The 18,499-nt window shown below is 68.1% G+C and carries 16 protein-coding genes and 1 tRNA gene; 14 read left to right on the forward strand and 3 right to left on the reverse strand.

The features are described 5' to 3' along the window. From VF329_12270 to VF329_12295, 6 genes are all read left to right on the forward strand, one after another. On the forward strand, window positions 1-1,578 hold the full coding sequence (locus VF329_12270; protein HEX7081780.1) for an ankyrin repeat domain-containing protein: 1,578 nt from the start codon (window positions 1-3) through the stop codon (window positions 1,576-1,578). Window positions 1,579-1,723: 145 nt separating this feature from the next. Continuing rightward, entirely contained in the window at window positions 1,724-2,536 is an 813-nt protein-coding gene (locus VF329_12275) for an MBL fold metallo-hydrolase (protein ID HEX7081781.1), read from the forward strand. A 61-nt stretch (window positions 2,537-2,597) separates the two neighbouring features. Continuing rightward, window positions 2,598-2,674 (forward strand) — tRNA-Arg (locus VF329_12280). Between the two features lie 377 nt (window positions 2,675-3,051). Continuing rightward, entirely contained in the window at window positions 3,052-3,264 is a 213-nt protein-coding gene (locus VF329_12285; GenBank protein HEX7081782.1) for a hypothetical protein, read from the forward strand. Window positions 3,265-3,387: 123 nt separating this feature from the next. Next, the gene (locus VF329_12290; protein ID HEX7081783.1) at window positions 3,388-5,742 is read left to right on the forward strand and encodes a glycosyltransferase family 4 protein; all 2,355 of its coding nucleotides are present in this window, start codon (window positions 3,388-3,390) and stop codon (window positions 5,740-5,742) included. Between the two features lie 40 nt (window positions 5,743-5,782). Further along, window positions 5,783-6,775, forward strand: coding sequence for a glycosidase (locus tag VF329_12295; protein ID HEX7081784.1), 993 nt, complete (start codon window positions 5,783-5,785; stop codon window positions 6,773-6,775). A gap of 207 nt (window positions 6,776-6,982) precedes the next feature. Here VF329_12295 and VF329_12300 read toward each other — a convergent pair whose 3' ends face one another. Further along, window positions 6,983-9,436, reverse strand: a complete 2,454-nt coding sequence (locus VF329_12300; GenBank protein HEX7081785.1) for a TonB-dependent receptor — start codon at window positions 9,434-9,436, stop codon at window positions 6,983-6,985. 248 nt (window positions 9,437-9,684) lie between these two features. On the opposite strand from VF329_12300, the gene msrA reads away from it, so the two are divergent. The 3 genes from msrA (at window position 9,685) to VF329_12315 (ending at window position 11,217) form a co-directional block, all read left to right on the forward strand. After that, complete coding sequence (gene msrA / locus VF329_12305) at window positions 9,685-10,215, forward strand: peptide-methionine (S)-S-oxide reductase MsrA (GenBank protein HEX7081786.1); 531 nt, start codon at window positions 9,685-9,687, stop codon at window positions 10,213-10,215. A gap of 112 nt (window positions 10,216-10,327) precedes the next feature. Then, the gene (locus VF329_12310) at window positions 10,328-10,522 is read left to right on the forward strand and encodes a glutathione binding-like protein (protein ID HEX7081787.1); all 195 of its coding nucleotides are present in this window, start codon (window positions 10,328-10,330) and stop codon (window positions 10,520-10,522) included. 173 nt (window positions 10,523-10,695) lie between these two features. Beyond that, complete coding sequence (locus tag VF329_12315; protein HEX7081788.1) at window positions 10,696-11,217, forward strand: Hsp20/alpha crystallin family protein; 522 nt, start codon at window positions 10,696-10,698, stop codon at window positions 11,215-11,217. 153 nt (window positions 11,218-11,370) lie between these two features. Here VF329_12315 and VF329_12320 read toward each other — a convergent pair whose 3' ends face one another. Further along, a complete protein-coding gene (locus VF329_12320) occupies window positions 11,371-12,024 on the reverse strand; it encodes a phosphoribosyltransferase family protein (GenBank protein HEX7081789.1) in 654 nt (217 codons plus the stop codon). Window positions 12,025-12,155: 131 nt separating this feature from the next. Between VF329_12320 and VF329_12325 the strand changes: the two genes are divergently transcribed. The 4 genes from VF329_12325 (at window position 12,156) to VF329_12340 (ending at window position 16,341) form a co-directional block, all read left to right on the forward strand. Next, window positions 12,156-13,187 carry a hypothetical protein gene (locus VF329_12325; GenBank protein HEX7081790.1) on the forward strand — a complete coding sequence of 344 codons (1,032 nt, stop codon included), beginning with the start codon at window positions 12,156-12,158 and terminating at the stop codon, window positions 13,185-13,187. 76 nt (window positions 13,188-13,263) lie between these two features. Then, window positions 13,264-13,704, forward strand: a complete 441-nt coding sequence (locus tag VF329_12330) for an archease (GenBank protein ID HEX7081791.1) — start codon at window positions 13,264-13,266, stop codon at window positions 13,702-13,704. A 20-nt stretch (window positions 13,705-13,724) separates the two neighbouring features. Next, window positions 13,725-15,155 carry an RtcB family protein gene (locus tag VF329_12335; GenBank protein HEX7081792.1) on the forward strand — a complete coding sequence of 477 codons (1,431 nt, stop codon included), beginning with the start codon at window positions 13,725-13,727 and terminating at the stop codon, window positions 15,153-15,155. A gap of 325 nt (window positions 15,156-15,480) precedes the next feature. After that, the gene (locus VF329_12340) at window positions 15,481-16,341 is read left to right on the forward strand and encodes an ABC transporter permease (protein HEX7081793.1); all 861 of its coding nucleotides are present in this window, start codon (window positions 15,481-15,483) and stop codon (window positions 16,339-16,341) included. A 41-nt stretch (window positions 16,342-16,382) separates the two neighbouring features. Here VF329_12340 and prs read toward each other — a convergent pair whose 3' ends face one another. Beyond that, entirely contained in the window at window positions 16,383-17,333 is a 951-nt protein-coding gene (gene prs / locus VF329_12345) for a ribose-phosphate diphosphokinase (protein HEX7081794.1), read from the reverse strand. Window positions 17,334-17,680: 347 nt separating this feature from the next. Between prs and VF329_12350 the strand changes: the two genes are divergently transcribed. After that, entirely contained in the window at window positions 17,681-18,442 is a 762-nt protein-coding gene (locus VF329_12350) for a PEP-CTERM sorting domain-containing protein (protein HEX7081795.1), read from the forward strand. Window positions 18,443-18,499 lie beyond the last annotated feature (57 nt).

An 18,499-nucleotide genomic window follows, 5' to 3' on the forward strand; every position in this document is an offset into this window, starting at 1 on the left:
GTGATTGCGCGCTTCCGGCCGCCTTTCGCCGTTCGACGTCGAGACGATCCGTGCGCTCGAGGCGCGCGGCGCGGTACCGAGCGCGCGGCGGCGGCTCGTATCGCGTTCGCGCCGCTCGCTTTCGCGGCCGCGGCATTCCTCGCGTGGACGCCGGCGGGCTTTGCGGCCGGTACGCTCGTCGACGCCGTGAAGACCGGCGACCGCGCTGCAGCGCTCGAGATGATCGCGCGAGGCGCCGACGTCGACGCCGCCGAGGCGAACGGTACGACGCCGCTGCACTGGGCGGTGTACCGGGAAGACGTCGCGCTCGTCGAGCGGCTTCTCGATGCCGGTGCCGATCCTTCCGTCGAGAACGACTTCGGCTCGACGCCGATGGCGGAAGCCGCCGTCACGGGCAACGCCGAGATCATCCGGCTGCTGCTCGACGCGGGCGCGGATCCCGAGTCGCCGAACGCCGAGGGCCAGACCGCGCTGATGGCCGTGGCGCGAACCGGCGATCTGGAAGCGGCGAAGCTGCTGCTCGATGCCGGCGCCGACGTGAATGCGACGGAGCATTGGGGCGGGCAGTCCGCGCTGATGTGGGCGGCGGTGCAGTGCCATCCCGAGATGATGCGGCTCCTGATCGAGCACGGGGCCGAGGTCGATGCCCGCGGAGCGGTGCGGAACTGGCAGCGGCGCGTGACCGCGGAGCCGCGGCCCAAGGATCTTCACCGCGGAGGCTTCACGCCGCTGCTCTATGCCGCGCGCGAGGGCTGCGTGGATGGCGCGCGCGTGCTCGTCGAAGCCGGGGCGGACATCGATCTGGCGGATCCCGACCGCGTCACGCCCCTCGTCCTCGCGCTGATCAACATGCGCTTCGACACGGCGGCCTATCTGATCGAGGCGGGCGCCGACGTCGACAAGTGGGATTTCTACGGCCGCACGCCGCTCTATGCCGCGGTCGATCTGAGCACGCTGCCGCGCGGCGGTCGGCCGGACGTGCCCTCGACCGACGAGACGACCGCGCTCGAGGTCATCAGAATGCTGCTCGAGCGCGGCGCGAACCCGAACATTCAGCTCAAATGGCGTCCGCCGTACCGCAACGTGATCTTCGACCGCGGCGGCGACAACGCAGTCCTGACCACGGGCGCGACGCCGCTGCTGCGCGCGTCGAAGGTCGGCGACAATCTCGAGGCGATTCGGCTGCTGCTCGCGCACGGCGCGCGGGTCGATCTGCCGAACGAAGCCGGCATCACGCCGCTGATGGCGGCCGCCGGCATGGGGCACAGCGACAACCCGACCCGCGGGCGCTTCAACACCGAGGATGACGGTATCGCGGCGCTGCGCGTGCTGCTCGAGGCCGGCGCCGACATCAACGCCCGGAACGCCGACGGGCAGACCGCGCTCCATGCGGCCGCGCAGAAGGGCTGGACGAAAGTCGTGAAGTTCCTCGCCGCGAACGGGGCGGAGCTCGACGTGAAGGACGCGGCCGGGCGCACACCGCTCGACTACGCGAGCGGTAACTACCGCGTACGCCGCGGGGCGCCGGAGGCGCATCCCGAGACGGCTGCCGTGCTCGAGGAGCTGCTCGGGCGCTGAGGCGTCCGTCGGGATTCGCAGCATGACCTCGTCGACCCGCAGAGCTTTCATTCGCGCCGCCGCGCAAGGGGCAGCGGCGCTCTGCGTGGCGCCGGGGCTACTCCGACCATCGGCTGCGCAGACCTCGTCGGGCGGGAAGATTTCCGTGTCCCCGCTTCGGGGCGGACTCCTGCTCATGCAGGGCGCGGGCGCGAACGTGATCGCGATGCCCGATGCGGACGGCGTCGTGATGGTCGACGGCGGCCTCGCGTCGCATTCGGCCGGGCTGCTCGACGCCATGCGGCGGGAGACCGGCGCCGAGGTCCGCACGCTCTTCAACACGCACTGGCACCCGGAGCAGACCGGCTCGAACGTGCCGCTCGGCAAGGCCGGCGCGACGATCATCGCGCACGAGAACACGCGGCTGTGGCTGACCACGGACGTCACGTGGCCGTGGGCGCCGGAGCATACGTTCCCGCCGCTGCCGCCCGAGGGGCAGCCGAACCAGACCTTCTACACCGAAGGCGAGCTCGACAGCGCTCGCGGCGCTATCCGCTACGGCTACTTGCCGAAGGCGCACACGGACGGCGACATCTACGTGCACTTCGAACGCGCGAACGTGCTCGCCGCGGGCGGCGCCGTCACGGGCAAGGGCTGGGCGTTCATCGACTGGTGGACTGGCGCGTGGATCGGCGGGCTCGTCGACGCGCAGGCGAAGCTCCTCGAGATCGCCGACGCGCAGACCCTGATCGTGCCGGCCGACGGCCCGGTCGTCGATCGGGCCGAGCTCGAGGCCCAGCACGAGATGTACGCGACGGTCTACGAGCGCCTCCGCGACCTGCTGAGGAGCGGGCGCAGCCCGGACGAGGCGATCGCCGCGGAGCCCACGAAGGAGTTCGACGCGAAGATGGGCGACCCGCGGGAGTTCGTCCGGCGGGCGTTCGAGAGCCTGTGGGGGCCGATGTCGCCGGATGCGTGACGGCTAGGCTAGAATGGCGGTCCCCGGGCGGGGCCGCTCCCGCCCGCGCCCAGCCATCAGCGCGCCCGTAGCTCAGCTGGATAGAGCATCGGCCTACGAAGCCGGGGGTCGGGAGTTCGAATCTCTCCGGGCGCGCCACCTTCCATGTTGTCCGCCCGGCCTTGACACTCCGAAAACCGTCCCTATATTTCCTGGCACTCTCGGATCTGGAGTGCCAAATCGGCGAAAAATCCTAGACTAAACAGTTGCTTGACTAGGAGGCTGCAAGAGGTGAAGCCGCGTCCCTTGCACGATCGCAGGATCGTCGAGCGCGTGGAAGAGACCGATTTCTAGCCCGAGGCGGGGGGAAAAATGGTGTCTGACACCCTTTCCGCCAGGGCACTACTCACGCGGTCCCCGCGAGGGAGACCGCTTCGAAGACGCTCCGGAGGCCGGAGCAGGAGGCAAGACGCTCAGGAGACATCGGACGCGCGACGACTGTGACCCGCGTCCGAAGCTATGACGGAGGACGAATCATGCGAAGTCGAACGACCGGCGTATCCAACGATCCGCTGAACGTCATCGACGAATCGTTGCTCTACGAGGACTTCGACGTGGAGCGATTCCTCAAGTCCGTCGAGAAGCTCGACGTCGCCGCGAGACGCGCTCGCGGCCGTCGTGGAACCGCCCTCCGGGCGAGGAGGGAGTTTCCGCCTGAGAGAGACCGGCCCGCGCAACGCGGGAGGTAAGCGCGGGCCGCCGGACGGGCCCGCGCGGCTCGTCCCCCGAAACAGGGTGTCTGACACGAGGAAACAGGTGTCTGACACGATTTTTCTTTCGCCGCAGCCACACAACGGAGGGACACGAGCATCATGAGCGCCGACTCGAGCGGGGCGGCGATCCGCCGCCTCCGGCCGTACCGTCACGAAGGCGCGACGCGCGTCGCGATCATCGGCAGCTACGTGCCGAGGCGTTGCGGCATCGCGACCTTCAGCGCGGATCTGGCCGCCGCGATCACCGCCACCGGCGAAGCCGAGGTCGACATCGTCGCGATGAACGACCGCAGTGACGAATATGCCTATCCGGACGAGGTCAAGTTCGAGATTCCGCAGAACGTGCTCGACGGTTACGGCAAGGCCGCCGATTTCCTCAACATGAATCTCGTCGACGCCGTCTGCGTGCAGCACGAGTTCGGCCTTTACGGCGGCGCGGACGGCACGCATCTGCTGAAGCTCCTGCGACAGCTGCGCATGCCGGTGGTCACGACGCTGCATACCGTGCTCGAGAAGCCGTCGGATCGTCAGCGCGACGTGCTCCGCGAGATCGCGGACGCGAGCGATCGGCTGGTCGTAATGACGGACACGGGCCGTCGGTTTCTCGAGCAGGTGTATGCGGTGCCGCCGTCGCGTGTCGAGGTCATCCCGCACGGCATCCCGGACCTGCCGTTCGTCGATCCGAACTTCTACAAGGATCAGTTCGGCGTCGACGGCCGGAAGGTGATCCTGACGTTCGGGCTGCTCGGCCCGAGCAAGGGCATCGAGACGATGATTCGCGCGCTGCCGGCGATCACCGCCGCGCATCCGGACGCCGTCTACGTCGTCGTGGGTGCAACGCATCCGCATGTTCGCCAGGCGTCGGGCGAGTCGTACCGGCGCTCGCTGCAGCGGCTCGCGGCGGAGCTCGACGTCGACCGTCACCTGATCTTCCACGAACGATTCGTGAATCTGACCGAGCTCTGCGAATGGCTCGGCGCCGCGGACATCTACGTCACGCCGTATCCGAGCAAGGACCAGATCGTGTCGGGCACGTTGGCCTATGCGATGGGAGCCGGCAAGGCGGTCGTCTCGACGCCGTACTGGCATGCCGCCGAGATGCTCGCGGATCGTCGCGGAGAGCTGGTGGCGTTCGGCGATCCGGACGAGCTCGCACGCGCGATCGCCCGGCTGCTCGACGACGAGCGCGAACGTCATGCGGTGCGAAAACGCGCCTACATGTACACGCGCTCGCACACGTGGCCCACGGTCGGCGCCCGTTACGTCGAGCTCTTCGATCGCGTGCGTCGCGAGCGGGGCACGCGGCCGAGGGCCGCGTTTGCCGCCAAAACCGAGCGCGATCGGAGCCAGGCGCTGCCCGCCGTCCCGCTCGCGCATCTCGAGCGCCTCACGGACGACGTCGGCATTCTGCAGCACGCGAAGTCCTTCGTGCCGCAGCGCGAGCACGGCTACTGCACCGACGACAACGCCCGCGCGCTGATCGTCGCGCTCAAGCTGCGGCGGCACGTCGAGGATCCTGCGGCCCTCGACGAACTGATCGTGCGTTATCTCGCGTTCCTCGAGCACGCATTCGACGCCGAGCGCGGCGCGTTCCGCAACTTCCTCGGCTACGACCGCCGATGGCTGGAGGAGGCCGGGTCGCCCGACTGCCACGGTCGCGGGATGTGGGCCGCGGGCGTCGCGGCCGCCGAGTCGGAAGATCCGCGCATCAAAGGCGAATGCATCGCCTTGCTGCGCGCGGCGCTGTCACACATCGGGACCGTGCCGGATCTGCGCGCCCACGCAATGGCGCTGCTCGGCCTCGCCGCCGCGCACAAGGAATTCGCCGGCGATCGCGGCGTGAAGCGCGCGCTGCGGCGCCTCGGCGAGCGGCTCCTCGAGGCGTTCGGCGCGAGCCGTGAAGACGCCGAGTGGCCGTGGCCCGAGGAGATGCTCACGTACGCGAACGCGATCCTGCCGCACGGCCTGATCGCTGCGGGCGATGCGCTCGGGCGTGCGGACATGATCGCTGCGGGCGCCGCGGCGCTGCGGTGGCTGATGGGTGTGCAGACGATCGACGGACGCTTCGTGCCGATCGGCAACGACGGCTGGTACCGCCGAGGGGGGCCGCGTGCGCGGTTCGCCCAGCAGCCGATCGAGGCGGACACGTCGATCGCCGCGTGCGCGGCGGCCTACCGCGCGACCGGCGACACGACGTGGATCGGCGAGGCCACCCGAGCCTATCGCTGGTTCGTCGGCTATAACGACCTCGGCGTGCCGCTTTGCGACGAGAGCACGGGGGGATGCCGCGACGGGCTCGGTCACTCGAGCGTAAACGAAAACCAGGGCGCCGAGTCGACGCTCGCGTGGCTGCACGCGCTCGCGGAGATGCACGAGCTCACGGCCGCGCGTGAGCTCGAGTGGCAGCACGGCCAGGCGCAGCTCTACGGCGCGCGGCTCCGCAATGCATCGTGACGTGAGTGAACGGGGCAAGCGAATGACGGAAGCGAAAGCAATGACGCGGCCGGCGGCCGCGGCTCCGGATCGAAGGGAGGCGAGCACGGCGCCCGAGGTCTTCAAGCGGCATCCGGACAATCCGATTTTGACGGTCGACGACCTCGACTATCGCGCAAACAGCGTCTTCAATCCGGCCGCCGCGATCGTGAACGGCGAGACGATTCTGCTGCTGCGCGTCGAGGACAGGCGCGGCTTCTCGCACTTCACCGTCGCGCGCAGCGCGGACGGCATCGGCGGGTGGCGGATCGGCCCGACACCGACCTTCGAGCCGTCGCCCGCGACTCATCCGGAAGAGATCTGGGGCATCGAGGACCCGCGGATCACGTATCTCGAGGAGCAGCGCCGCTGGATCGTCGCCTACACCGCGTTCTCGCGCGGCGGGCCGCTCGTGTCGCTCGCGGCCACGTCCGACTTCGTGTGTTTCGAGCGCCTCGGCCCCGTGATGGCGCCCGAGGACAAGGACGCGGCGCTGTTCCCCGAGCGGATCCAGGGGCGCTGGGCTTTGATCCACCGGCCGGTGCCGGGCGCGATGTCGCTCGGCGCGCACATGTGGATCTCCTTCTCTCCGGATCTGAAGCACTGGGGGGATCACGAGATCCTGCTGCGCGCCCGTCAGGGCGGCTGGTGGGACGCGAACAAGATCGGCTTGTCGCCGCCGCCGCTGAAGACCGACGAAGGCTGGCTGATCCTGTACCACGGTGTGCGCAGCACGGCCGCGGGCTGCCTGTATCGGCTCGGGCTCGCGCTGCTCGACCTCGAGGATCCGCGGCGCGTGATCAGGCGCTCGAACGAATGGGTGTTCGCGCCGCGCGAGAGCTACGAGCGCGCGGGCGACGTGTCGGACGTCGTGTTCCCGTGCGGCTGGACGCTCGTCGGCGACGAGATCCGGATGTACTACGGCTGCGCCGATACATGCGTGGGGCTCGCGACGGCGAATCTCGGGGACCTGCTCGATTGGCTTCGGGCTCACGATTCGCCGTCGCCCGAGTGACGAGATGAGGCGCTCGTGCCGCTGTGAGAGAATGCGCCCAAAGGCGGCGTAGTGACCGGAACGGGCTGCTTCTCCGTACCGGGCTGCCTCGCGGGGAGGGCACCTCATGAACCTCTATGCCGTGCGGGTGTTCGTGCGCGACTGGGAGCTCACGCGCTTTCGCGTCGCATGGCCGCGAGGCAACGGGTCCGCGGTGCTCGCAAGCGCTCAAAAGTCGTACTGCAGGCTCACGCCCCAGGTGCGCGGAGGCAGATACGTGACGCCGATCGTGCGCGCCGTGGAGAGCGCGAACGTGCTCGTGGCGCGATCCACGTCGTTCGCGTTCTTCACCCAAAGCTCGGCGGAGAACTGCTCGTCCGCCGGCCTGTAAAGCAGCGCGAGATCCACCATCGTGTAAGCCTCGGCGCCCTCGAGGAGCCGGTTGAACTCCGTGAAGAAGACGTCGTCGCGATAGAAGACGTCGCCGAGGAACGTCAGGCCGCCGCCGCCGATCTGCCCCGGGATGTCGTACTCGACGTGCAGGTTCGCCGACCACTTGGGCGAATTGCGGGTCGGGTTGCCCGCGAGTTGAATTTCCGGCTCGTTCGGATTGAAGCCCGTGGGATCGTCGGGGAAGCCGGGCGGGCCGGGCGTCGCCACGTTGCGGGGATTCAACGGATCGGAGGTCAGGAAATCGTCGTACTGTGAATCCAGATACGCGACCGACGTGAAGAGCCGGAGCTGATCCGTGATTTGCCCGAGGAGCTCGACCTCCAAGCCGTCGGCCGACGCTTGCGCGGCGTTCTCGAAGATCGTGCTGAAGCCGGCCGGCCCGCCGCCGACGGTCTTGTTGATCTGCTGGCCTTCGAGCTCGTAGGTGAACGCAGCAACGTTCAACGCCAGGCGATCGTCCGCGAGCGTGGTCTTGTAGCCGATCTCGATGTTCTCGACGGTCTCCGGGTCCACGATGATCGTGCTTCCCGCCGCGTTCTCGCCGGCGCCGGCCTTGAAGCCTTCCGCGGCCGTCACATAGAGCAGCGGACCGCCGCCGCCGCCCGGTCGCCATTCGACGCCGACCGTCGGCGTGAAGTCGTCGAAGGAGCGCTCGACGGAGGTCCCTTCCGTGGTCGTGATGATGATCGGCCCGAGGCCGTTGCGCGCCACGACGAACGACGGATTCGCCGACGTGCGGGTCTCGTCGTTGTAGCGCCCGCCGACCTTGACCGCGAGATTGTCGGTCACGGCGATGACGGCCTGGCCGAACAGCGCCCAAACCTCGGTGCCGAGGTCCGACTCGATGCAGACGCGCTTCGGCGGAAGCGGACGCTCGCGGTCGATGCCGCCGCCGATGTGCTCGAACGTGTCGCAGAGATCGTGGGCGAACGCGGGATCGATCGGCACCTCCGGTACGAACTCACCGTCGATCTCGAGCCCAGTGGGTCCGATCGGCGGGAACGCGCCGACGGCAGGGTTCGCCATGACGTCGAGAATGTGCTCCTGCCCCAGCAGCGGCCCGAGACCCACCGTGTCCACCGGCTCCTGGTCCTCCTCGAAATAGAAGAGCCCGAATACCGCATTGACCCGATCCGTGTCGAAATTGACCTGAAACTCCGTGCTGAACTGATCGGCCTCGACGTCGCGGCGCTGCACGGTAGTGTTGAAGCCCGTCGTGGCCTGACTGTTCACGATCGCGGAAATGTCGAGGTCCTGCGTGATGAAGCCTTCGTACTCGCGGTAGTTCGTGATGTTCCTGAACGTGAAGCGGTCGCCCACCTGCCACTCCAAGGTCTCCGTCAAGGCCCACGTCTCCGCGAAGCTCTCCGGATCGAACTCCGAGGCGAGGTCGCGGGGATCGACGGCATAGCCGCCGATGCCCGGCGATCTCAGCCGCTCCACGTCGGGGTAGCTGACCGCCCTGAACTTCAGTGCCCGCGATGCGTCGTGCTGCGTGTAGTACTCGCCGGTGAGCAGCAGGCTAACCGTTTCGGACGGCAACAGCTCGAGGTGGCCGCGCGCCATGCGGCGGTTCAGGTCGTCGACGTCGTTGCCGGTTACCGGATTCACGCCGAATCCGTCGCGCGTGTCCGACTTGAACGCGAACCGCCCGAGTACCCGGTCGGTGATCGGGCCGCCGAAGGCACCTTCGATGTCGAGCTGATCGTAATCGCCGAGCGTCACCTGCCCGTAGCCTTCGAACTCGGGGGTCGGCTTCCTCGTGATCAGGTTGACGGAGCCGCCCACGGCGTTGCGCCCGTAGAGCGTGCCTTGGGGGCCGCGCAGCACCTCGACGCGCTCGAGGTCGAACAGCGACGTGAGCTGCGCCTCCGCGCGGGCGATCACCGCGCCGTCGACATGCACCGCTACCCCGGTCTCGCTGCCCGTGGTGGACGTATTGGCGCCGACGCCGCGAATGAAAAGCTTCGCCATGTTGAAGTCGTTGCCGAGCGTGATGCTCGGGACCGCGATCTGAAGATCCTCCAGCGTGTTGATCCGCGCGCTTTGAAGCCGGTCGCTGCCGACCACGGAGACGGCCGCGCCGACGTCCTGCAAGGACTGCTCGCTGCGTTGCGCGGTAACGATGATTTCCTCGAGCTGCGCCTCGGCCGGGGCCCAGGGCAGCGCGGCAGCGGCGGCGACGGCGCACGGCAAAGCGACGCGCACCGCGTTGATCTGAACGGGCATCGTCGTACTCCCCCTTGCGAGTGATCTCGATCCAGCCGATCGGATATCCGCGCCGCCGCCCGCTGCGGCGGCGACTCATCCCCCGGCCGACGCCGGCGGGGGTGCGGTCCAGCATGCAGGATGCGTACCACCAGGCCCGCTTCCCGGGGAAGGATAGAGCGGCGATATAGCGGCAATATAAGGGGGCCGGGATTCACGTCGACATCGTATCGGGCGAACCGCATACTCGGACCAAGTGGAGGAACGCGATGAATAAGGAACGCGCAGTTCTCGCCGGCGGATGCTTCTGGGGCATGCAGGATCTCTTTCGTCGACACGACGGCGTCCTGTCGACGCGGGTCGGCTACACGGGCGGCCGTGTCCGCAACGCCACGTACCGCAACCATGAAGGGCATGCGGAAGCGATCGAGATCATCTTCGATCCCGCCCGGGTCAGCTATCGGGAGATCCTCGAGTTCTTCTTCCAGATTCACGACCCGACCACGCTCGATCGCCAGGGAAACGACATCGGTTCGAGCTACCGATCGGCGATTTTCTACACGAGCGAAGAGCAGAAGCGCATCGCGGAAGACACGATCGCTGACGTCGACGCATCGGGGCTCTGGCCCGGCAAGGTCGTCACCGAGGTCGTGCCGGCCGGCGACTTCTGGGAGGCCGAGCCCGAGCATCAGGACTACCTCCTGAAGAATCCCGGCGGCTACACCTGCCATTTCGTGCGGCCGGGCTGGAAGCTGCCGAGGCGCAAGGACGAAGCGAAGCGGGCACGGCATACGCTCTGAAGCGAAGCGTTCGATCCCTCGACTGTTCTTGCGCTCGCCCTCCGGCGAGACCCCAAAACGTTGCGTGCTCCGATTGCGGCTCGAACGCGGTCGCTGCTCGGCGTGTCGATACATGAAGGAGCGCGAGTTCATCGTCGCCGACCGGCTCAGCGTGGCCGACTTCAACGCCGCGTACACGCTGGACTGGGCGAACGAAGTGAAGCTGCTCGACGGCACACCGCGATTGAGCGAGTACCTGAAGTCGATGTATGCCCGCCCGACCGCTCCGCCGACCATCGCCGAGGCGTTCGCGGCGCTGCGAAGCTAGTATCGTGTCCCGCAAGTATTTGCGGGACGCCACACTAGGCTAGGTACATCCTCGTATTGTCCTCCGAGTGCGCGGTGCTACGTTGAAGTAGGCTCCGGCGGTCCGGCACGACCGGTCCGCGGGTCCTGGGCCATACGTATACGTAGTTGAACTTACGTAAAGGAGGAGTGGCCATGCCGATCGGAGACATCGTACCTTGGAGATGGGGTGGTCTTCGTCGCGGAGAACCGGAGGAGCGATCGTTCGAGAGCTTTCGCCGCGAGATCGAGACGTTGCACCGGGAGATGGATCGGCTGTTCGAGGGCATGTGGCGGGAAGGCTTCCGCGCGTGGCCGTTGCCGGACTACTGGGCGCGGAGAGAGCTCGTCCCGCAGCTCGACGTGAGCGAGGACGACAAGGCCTTTCACGTCAAAGTCGAGCTGCCGGGCATGGACCAGCAGGACGTCGACGTCACGCTATCGGACCGCACCCTGACGATCAGGGGCGAGAAGAAGGAAGAGCGGGAAGCGAAGGACAAGGACTACTACCGGCGTGAACGCGCCTACGGAGCGTTTCGCCGCAGCATCGAGATACCGGCTGCGGTCGACCCGACCAATATCGAGGCGTCGTTCAGCAAGGGAGTCCTGACGATCGTGCTGCCCAAGACCAAGGAGGCGCAAGAGAAGGTCAAGCATATTGCGATAAAGGCCGCGTAACGGGCCTTCATTCGGGCGCGGCTTGCCCGCAAGCGGCACCGCGCCCGATCTTCCCCGAAGAAGGTGTCCCCCAAAATAGGTGTCAGACACCTTTTTTCCGGAAAAGGTGTCTGACACTTTTTTTCAGCGGACACCTTTTTTCAGCGGGTGACGTCAGTCGCCGTCCCGGCCCAGCCCGTCGGCGAGCGTCAGCAGCTCCACGACCTCCTCGTCCCGCAGCTGCGGGAAGCGCTCGTACCACGCGCCAACGGCGATGTACGGCTCGGGCGTGGACAGCACCACGACGTCGTCGGCCACCCCGCGGAGCGTCTCCACCGAATCCACCGCGGCCGTCGGCGCGGCCACGACGACGGCGGCCGGCGACAGCGCTCTCGCGGCCTGCACGGCCGCCTCCACGGTCGCGCCCGTCGCGATGCCGTCGTCCACGAGCACGGCGGTCTTGCCTCGCAGCTCGATGGGTGGACGGCCCGAGCGGTAGAGCCGCTCGCGCCGCTCGACCTCGGCGCGCTCCCGGGCCACCGCGGGCGCGACGTCGGCTTCGTCGAACGACAGCATGCCCAGCGCGTCGCGATGGAGGACGGTGACGCCGCCGGTTGCGACGGCGCCGATGGCGAACTCGGGGTTGAACGGCGCGCGGAGCTTGCGCACGACGAACACGTCGAGGGGCGCCCGAAGCGCCGCAGCCACCTCGTAGGCGACCGGCACCCCGCCGCGGGGGAGCCCGAGCACCAGCAAGTCGCGGCCCGCATACGTCCCGGCGAGGCGCGCCCCGAGCTCCCGGCCGGCCTCGCGCCGGTCCGCGAACACTCTGCCTGTCGGTCGGTACCACATGGCGGCGGACGGCCATTACTCCGGCCACGCTCGAGCAAGTATGCTCTCGGCAAGGACAAGGAGCGGATAACGGCTCATACCTATCGAAGCCCGAAGGCGGGCGTGCCATGACCAGCGTGCCGCAGGAGGTCACGTTCGTCGCGAAGGCGGCGTTCCTCGCGCGATGCGAGTCGTTGCCCGACCGGCCAGCTGCCGTCGAGCGCATCGACACGCATTTTGCGCGCGTGTTCCTCTCGGATCGGCTGGCCTACAAGCTCAAGAAGCCGATTCGCGTCGAGCACGCGGATTTCACCCGTGCGGCCGCGCGGCGCGCCTACTGCGAGCTCGAGGTCACGCTGAACCGGCGGCTCGCGGCGGACACCTATCTGCGCACGGTCCCGCTGGTCGAGACGCCGGCGGGGCTCGCCCTCGACGGCCGGGGCGTGCCCGTGGACTGGCTGGTCGAGATGCGGCGCCTGCCGGCCGCGCGAACGCTCGAGGCGGTCGCTGCGCAGGGCGCGGTGCGTGATGCCGATCTCGTCGCGATCGTGCGCAAGCTCGTGCGGTTCTACCGCGAGACGCCGCGCGCGCCGTGGGACGCGCAAACGTATGCGGCCGTGCTCGAGCGTCGGGCCGGCGACTACGCTCGGCGGCTCGCGGCGCCGGAGCTCGAGCTCGACGCCGCGCGCGTGGCGCGCGTGGCGGCGGCGCAGCAGGCATTCGTCGCGGCGAACCGCGACGCGCTCGCGCGCCGCATCGCGGCCGAGCGCGTCGTGGACGCGCATGGTGACTTGCGGCCGGAGCACGTGTTCTTGACCGACGATCCGCAGATCATCGATTGCCTCGAGTTCTCGATCGAGCTGCGCTGGCTCGATACGGCGGAGGAAATCGCCTTCCTCGACCTCGAGCTCGAGCGGCTCGGCCACGCCGAGCTCGGCGCGCGCCTGACGGCGCTCTACCGCGAGGTCTCCGGCGACGACGCGCCGCGGGAGCTCGCGATGTTCTACCGCAGCCAGCGGGCCGTCGTCCGCGCGCTGCTCTCGGCCTGGCATCTTCCAGGGCGAGGCGGCGCCGACGCGGACCGCTGGGCGGCGCGGGCGCGGTGGTATCTCGGCGCCGCGGAATCATCCCTCGCGCAGGCCGGCGGGGTGTGCCCGTGATGCGCGTCCGCGCACGTCGGTTCTCCTCTCCTGACACGTGCCGCCGCCTGCCAGGCTCGCCCGAGCGAGCGTTCGCATGACCACACCCACCCCCGAGCCGCAGGCGCGCTACGAGCACTTTCCGCACGACGCGGACGTCGGTGTGCGCGGCTTCGGCAGGAGCCCGGCGGAAGCGTTCGAGCAGGTCGCGCTCGCGCTCACGGCGGCCGTCACCGACCCAAACAAGGTCGCGCCGGATCGAGAAGTGGCGCTGCGCTGCGAGGCGCCGGATCAGGAGCTCTTGCTCGCCGATTGGCTGAACGCCCTCGTGTACGAGATGGCGACCCGCAACATGCTGTTCGGCAAGTTCAGCGTGCGCATCGACGGCGCCAGGCTCGAAGGCCGAGCGTGGGGCGAGCCGGTGGACGCCGCGAAGCACGAGCCGGCCGTCGAGGTCAAAGGCGCGACGTACACGGGCCTCAGGGTCGCGCAGGAACCGGACGGCACGTGGCTTGCCCAATGTGTGGTCGACGTCTGAGCCATGGAGACGTGTGAGCCATGGATCTGACACTGCTCGAACGCGAATCGGAGTATGCCTGGCGCATCGAGCCGCACGGCGACATGCGCGTGCCGGGCATCATCTACGGCGACGAGGCGCTCGTCCGCGCGATGGACGCGAAGGTCCACGAGCAGGTGTGCAACGTGGCCACCTTGCCGGGCATCGTGCGCGCCTCGTACGCCATGCCGGACGCGCACTGGGGCTACGGCTTCCCGATCGGCGGCGTGGCCGCGTTCGACCCGGACGACGGCGGCGTGGTCTCCGCGGGCGGCGTGGGCTTCGACATCTCCTGCGGCGTGCGGAGCCTCCACACCGGGCTCGAGCGCCGGGACGTCGAGCCCGCGAAGGAGCGCCTGGCCGATCAGCTCTTCCGCGACGTGCCCGCGGGCGTCGGCAGCACGGGCCGCATCCGCCTCGACGACGACACCATGGACGCCATGCTCACGGGCGGCGCCCGCTGGGCCGTCGAGCACGGCTATGGGGAGCCGCGCGATCTCGACCGCATCGAGGAACGGGGCGCGATGCCGGGCGCCGATCCGTCCCGCATCTCCGAGCGCGCCCGCAACCGCCAGCGCGACGAGATGGGCACGCTCGGCTCCGGCAACCACTACCTCGAGATCCAGCATGTCACCGAGATTTACTCGCCGGACATCGCCCCCGTGTTCGGCCTCGCGGAGGGCGACGTGCTCGCCACGATCCACTGCGGCTCGCGAGGCCTGGGCCACCAGATCGGCACGGAGTTTCTGCGCAGCATGGCGACGGCGGCGCACGAGCACGGCATCCGCCTGCCGGACCGCGAGCTCGCCTGCGCGCCCATCCGCTCGCCGATCGGCGAGGCGTACCTGGGCGCGATGCGCGCGGCCATCAATTGCGCGCTCGCGAATCGCCAGATCATCACGCACTTGGCCCGGCAAGCGTTCGCAAAAGTGCTGCCCCGCGCGGAGCTCACGCTGCTCTACGACGTCTCGCACAACACGTGCAAGATCGAGGAGCACGCGGTGAACGGCACGCGCAAGCGGCTCTTCGTGCACCGCAAGGGCGCGACGCGCGCCTTCGGCCCCGGTCATCCCGATGTGCCGGAGGCGCTGCGGGCCGTCGGCCAGCCGGTGCTCATCGGCGGCTCGATGGGCACGGGCTCGTACGTGCTGGCGGGCGCGCCGGGCAACGAGGCGCTGTCGTTCAGCTCCTCGTGCCACGGCGCGGGCCGCGCGATGAGCCGGCACCAGGCGAAGCGCACGTGGCGCGGCCGCGCGGTCGTCGACGAGCTCGCGCGCCGCGGCATCGTCGTGCGCAGCCGCTCGCTTACCGGTGTGGCGGAGGAGGCCCCGCACGCCTACAAGGACGTGGCCGCCGTCGTGCAGGCGGCGCACGACGCGGGGCTGTCGCGCATGGTGGCGCGCGTCGAGCCGCTGGTCTGCATCAAGGGCTAGCAAGCGTAGGGAAAGTTCCTGCTTGAATCGACGCGAGATCGTCACGGTCGCGTCATCGGTACATTACGGTTTCGATAGGGAGCGCGACGGAGAATCGGTCGATTCGACGACTCTCAAGGGCCCGTTCGCTCGAAGCTCGGGGCATACGGGCTCGGCTTTGAAATTTCTTGCGGTTGGTACTAGATCCGCGACCCGCCGCAGCGTAGATTCGGTGCCCCTGGAACGTCACGGGAATTCGGTCGGATCGATCGGTACTGCATTGCTGATTCGCACGTCTCTCGCGCTCGGGCGCGTCGATCCCGGCTTTAATCCGGAAGACGTTCTCATGATGCAGACGGACCTGACGGAGCCGAGGTTCAACCATCTGGCCGCGATGGAAGACGTCACCAGGAGCACGCTGGACAGAGTCCGTGCCATTCCGGGTGTTGCAGCGGCGACGGCTACTTGCTGCGTCCCGCTGCACTCGGGCTACGGAATGGTGTTCAACATCATAGGCCGCGAGCACGAGCGGCCGTTCACGGGCGGCGGCGACTTTTCGATGATCACGGGAGAGTACTTCGAGACGTTCGAGATCCCGGTCCTTCGAGGCCGCGTGTTCGACGAGCGCGATCGCTCCAACTCGCCTCCCGTCATAGTCATCAGCCGTGAGCTGGCCGAAAGGTATTGGCCGGAAGGCGAAGACCCGATAGGCGCTCAAATGCTTGTCGGCGGGGGAGGAGCGTTGTATCCGGAGCTCGCCGACGAGCCTGTCCGAGAAGTCATCGGTATCGTGGACGACGTCCAGGCGGTAAGCCTGTCCGCGCCGCCCCGACCCGGCATGTACGTCCCCTTGGAGCAGTACTGGCGCGCCGCCGGCCAGGACGAGAATACGTTGGAGTGGGTCGTTCGAACGAATGTCGATCCGATGCGGCTATCCGCGACGATTCAGGACGCGATTCAAAGCATAAGGAACATGATCCTTCGGCAGGGCCTGCTGCTCGTAGCGATCGGCACGGTGATGGGACTCGTGGCGGCGTTCTTCCTGGAGGATCTTCTGGTCTCGGTGTTGTTCGGGGTCGAGCCGCGCGACCTCGTCACGTTTGCCGGGATACCCTTGATCCTGATACTCGTTGCACTCGCAGCAGTGTCGATCCCCGCATACCGAGCCACGCGGGTCGACTCGCTCACTGCACTGCGCTACGAGTAGACCGAGGGTTCGCGGCGTTCGAAGAGCGTTCGCCTCAGTGGCTAACTAGCGCCGCTCAGCGCCGCGATCGCCGCCGCGAGCAGCGGCGCGCTGCCGAGCACGGTGAGCTTCGGGCCGAGCGACGGGCAGCGCGCGAGCGGGTCGCCTGCGGTGTCGGTCAACACGAGCGAGTCGAGCTCGGGCAGGGCGAGCGTCTCCGCCGCGCCCTTGCCCAGCACGCCATGGGTCGCCGCCGCGTGCACGGCCCGTGCGCCCCGCGCTACCGCCGCTCGCGCCGCGCGCGCGAGCGTGGTGCCGCCGCTGACCAGGTCGTCGACGATGATCACGGCGGCTCCGGCCACGTCGCCCGCGAACGCCTCGCCGGACACGCGCCCCTCGCTGCGCTGCTTCTCCATCACCGCGAGCTCGACCGCGCGCCCCGTGCGCTCCTCGAGCGCCGCCGCGAAGCGCTGGGCGCGCTTCATGCCGCCCGCGTCCGGCGACAGCACGACCACGCGCTCGTCCGCGGCGAGCCGCGCGGCGAAGTGCTCCACGAGCAGCGGCGCGGCCTCGACGTGCACCTTGCGGCAACGAAAGGCGTTCTCGAACGCCGCCGGATTGTGGACGTCCACGGTGACGACGACGTCGACGCCCACGGCCTCGAAGAGCGCCGCGACGTAGCGCGTGGTGATCGGGTCGTGCGGCTTGGTGCGGCGATCCTTGCGCGAATAGGCGAGATACGGCACGAGGGCGATGACCTCGGCAGCGCCGTCGTCCTTCAAGGCACCCACGAAGAAGAGCAGCCGGCAGAGCTTGTCGCTCGCGCTGCCGCGCGCGTCGCCGCTCAAGGTCTGGCACACGAAGACCCGCTCCCCGGCCACGCCCTCGAGCGGACGCACCTTGAACTCGCTGTCCTCGAACTCGCGCTCCTCGTGCGCGGCGAGCGGCACGCCCGCGTCGGCGGCGATGCGTTCGCCGAGCGGACGAGTCGCGTCGAGACAGAAGAGCTTCATCGCCGTCGCCATTCGGGGCCCGACGACTATATTAGGCCGAGACCCGGGCGATGCGGTGGACGCAACCCCGCGCTCGTGCTCGTCGCGACGGCGGCCGTGGCGGCCTATCTTCCAACGAGGCGCGTGGCTCGCGTGGATCCGATGGGGGCGTTGCGGGCGGAGTAAGGAGTCGGGACCGTTCGCTCATTCGAATGCGGCGAATGAGGGGTAATAGGCCGCTGCCCGCGTCGACATTCTTGACAGTGCACGGCCCGCGGGTGGGCTACGAACTCCTAACCTTCTGTTTTATCTCCAACGGTACGAATTTTGCATAAATGGTACTTTCCTGAGAGCAGGGGGCAAGCGAAATGCAACGAAAGGCCAGCGTCGTCTTGCGGTGCCGCGGTAATGCGCACGTCTTCCTCGCCCTGTCGCTGAGCTGCGCCGCATCGAGCGCGTTTGCGATTCCGATCTCGTCGGAGCTTACTGCGCATTCGGCCGCTCAACTGACAACCACCGGCGTCGTCGTCACGGACCAAGTGACGGACGGCGTATCGCAAGGTGCCACAATAGATCCCCTGTCGGCATCCACGTTCCTGACGATCAACGATGGATCAACCACGGCAACGGTGAGTAGTCAGGGCGAGGCAACTTGGCTCAACCCGAATGCGGGCACGGTAACGCTGAACACCTTCTTCGAGACGGTGGGCACGGCGAATGGGTTCGTCTCGGGCGGCGTTTTTCCAAGCGTGGAGTTCGCATATACGTTCATCGCGGATTTCGACGGCACGCTGAGCGTCGCTTACGAGACGGTGAGCGACTTTTCCATACCTTTCGCGATCATTGTGTCCGGGTTTTCGGGGTCGCACTTCGCCCTGGGGAATACCGCTGGTACCGCGATATTCGATCTGCTGGTCGGGGAGACGTATCGGTACAGCATCGTGTCGTCAACAACCCGAGGAGGCGAAAATCTGGGGGAAGGCCAAAGCAACTCGATGGGCACCTTTGACTGGGCTTTCACCCCGACCGGAACGACAACGCCGCCGACCAGTGTGCCGGAGCCGGCACCGCTCACCTTGCTTGCACTTGGGCTCTTCGTCTCAGTTCTTTCGCGGCGCCGAGCGAAATAGAAGAAAGCGGTTCTGCGGCCCCGCAGGTCATCGCCGCCCGCTCTTGCAGCCTATGCT

The sequence above is a fragment of the Gammaproteobacteria bacterium genome (genome assembly GCA_036381015.1).
Taxonomy (GTDB): domain Bacteria; phylum Pseudomonadota; class Gammaproteobacteria; order Steroidobacterales; family Rariloculaceae; genus ZC4RG20.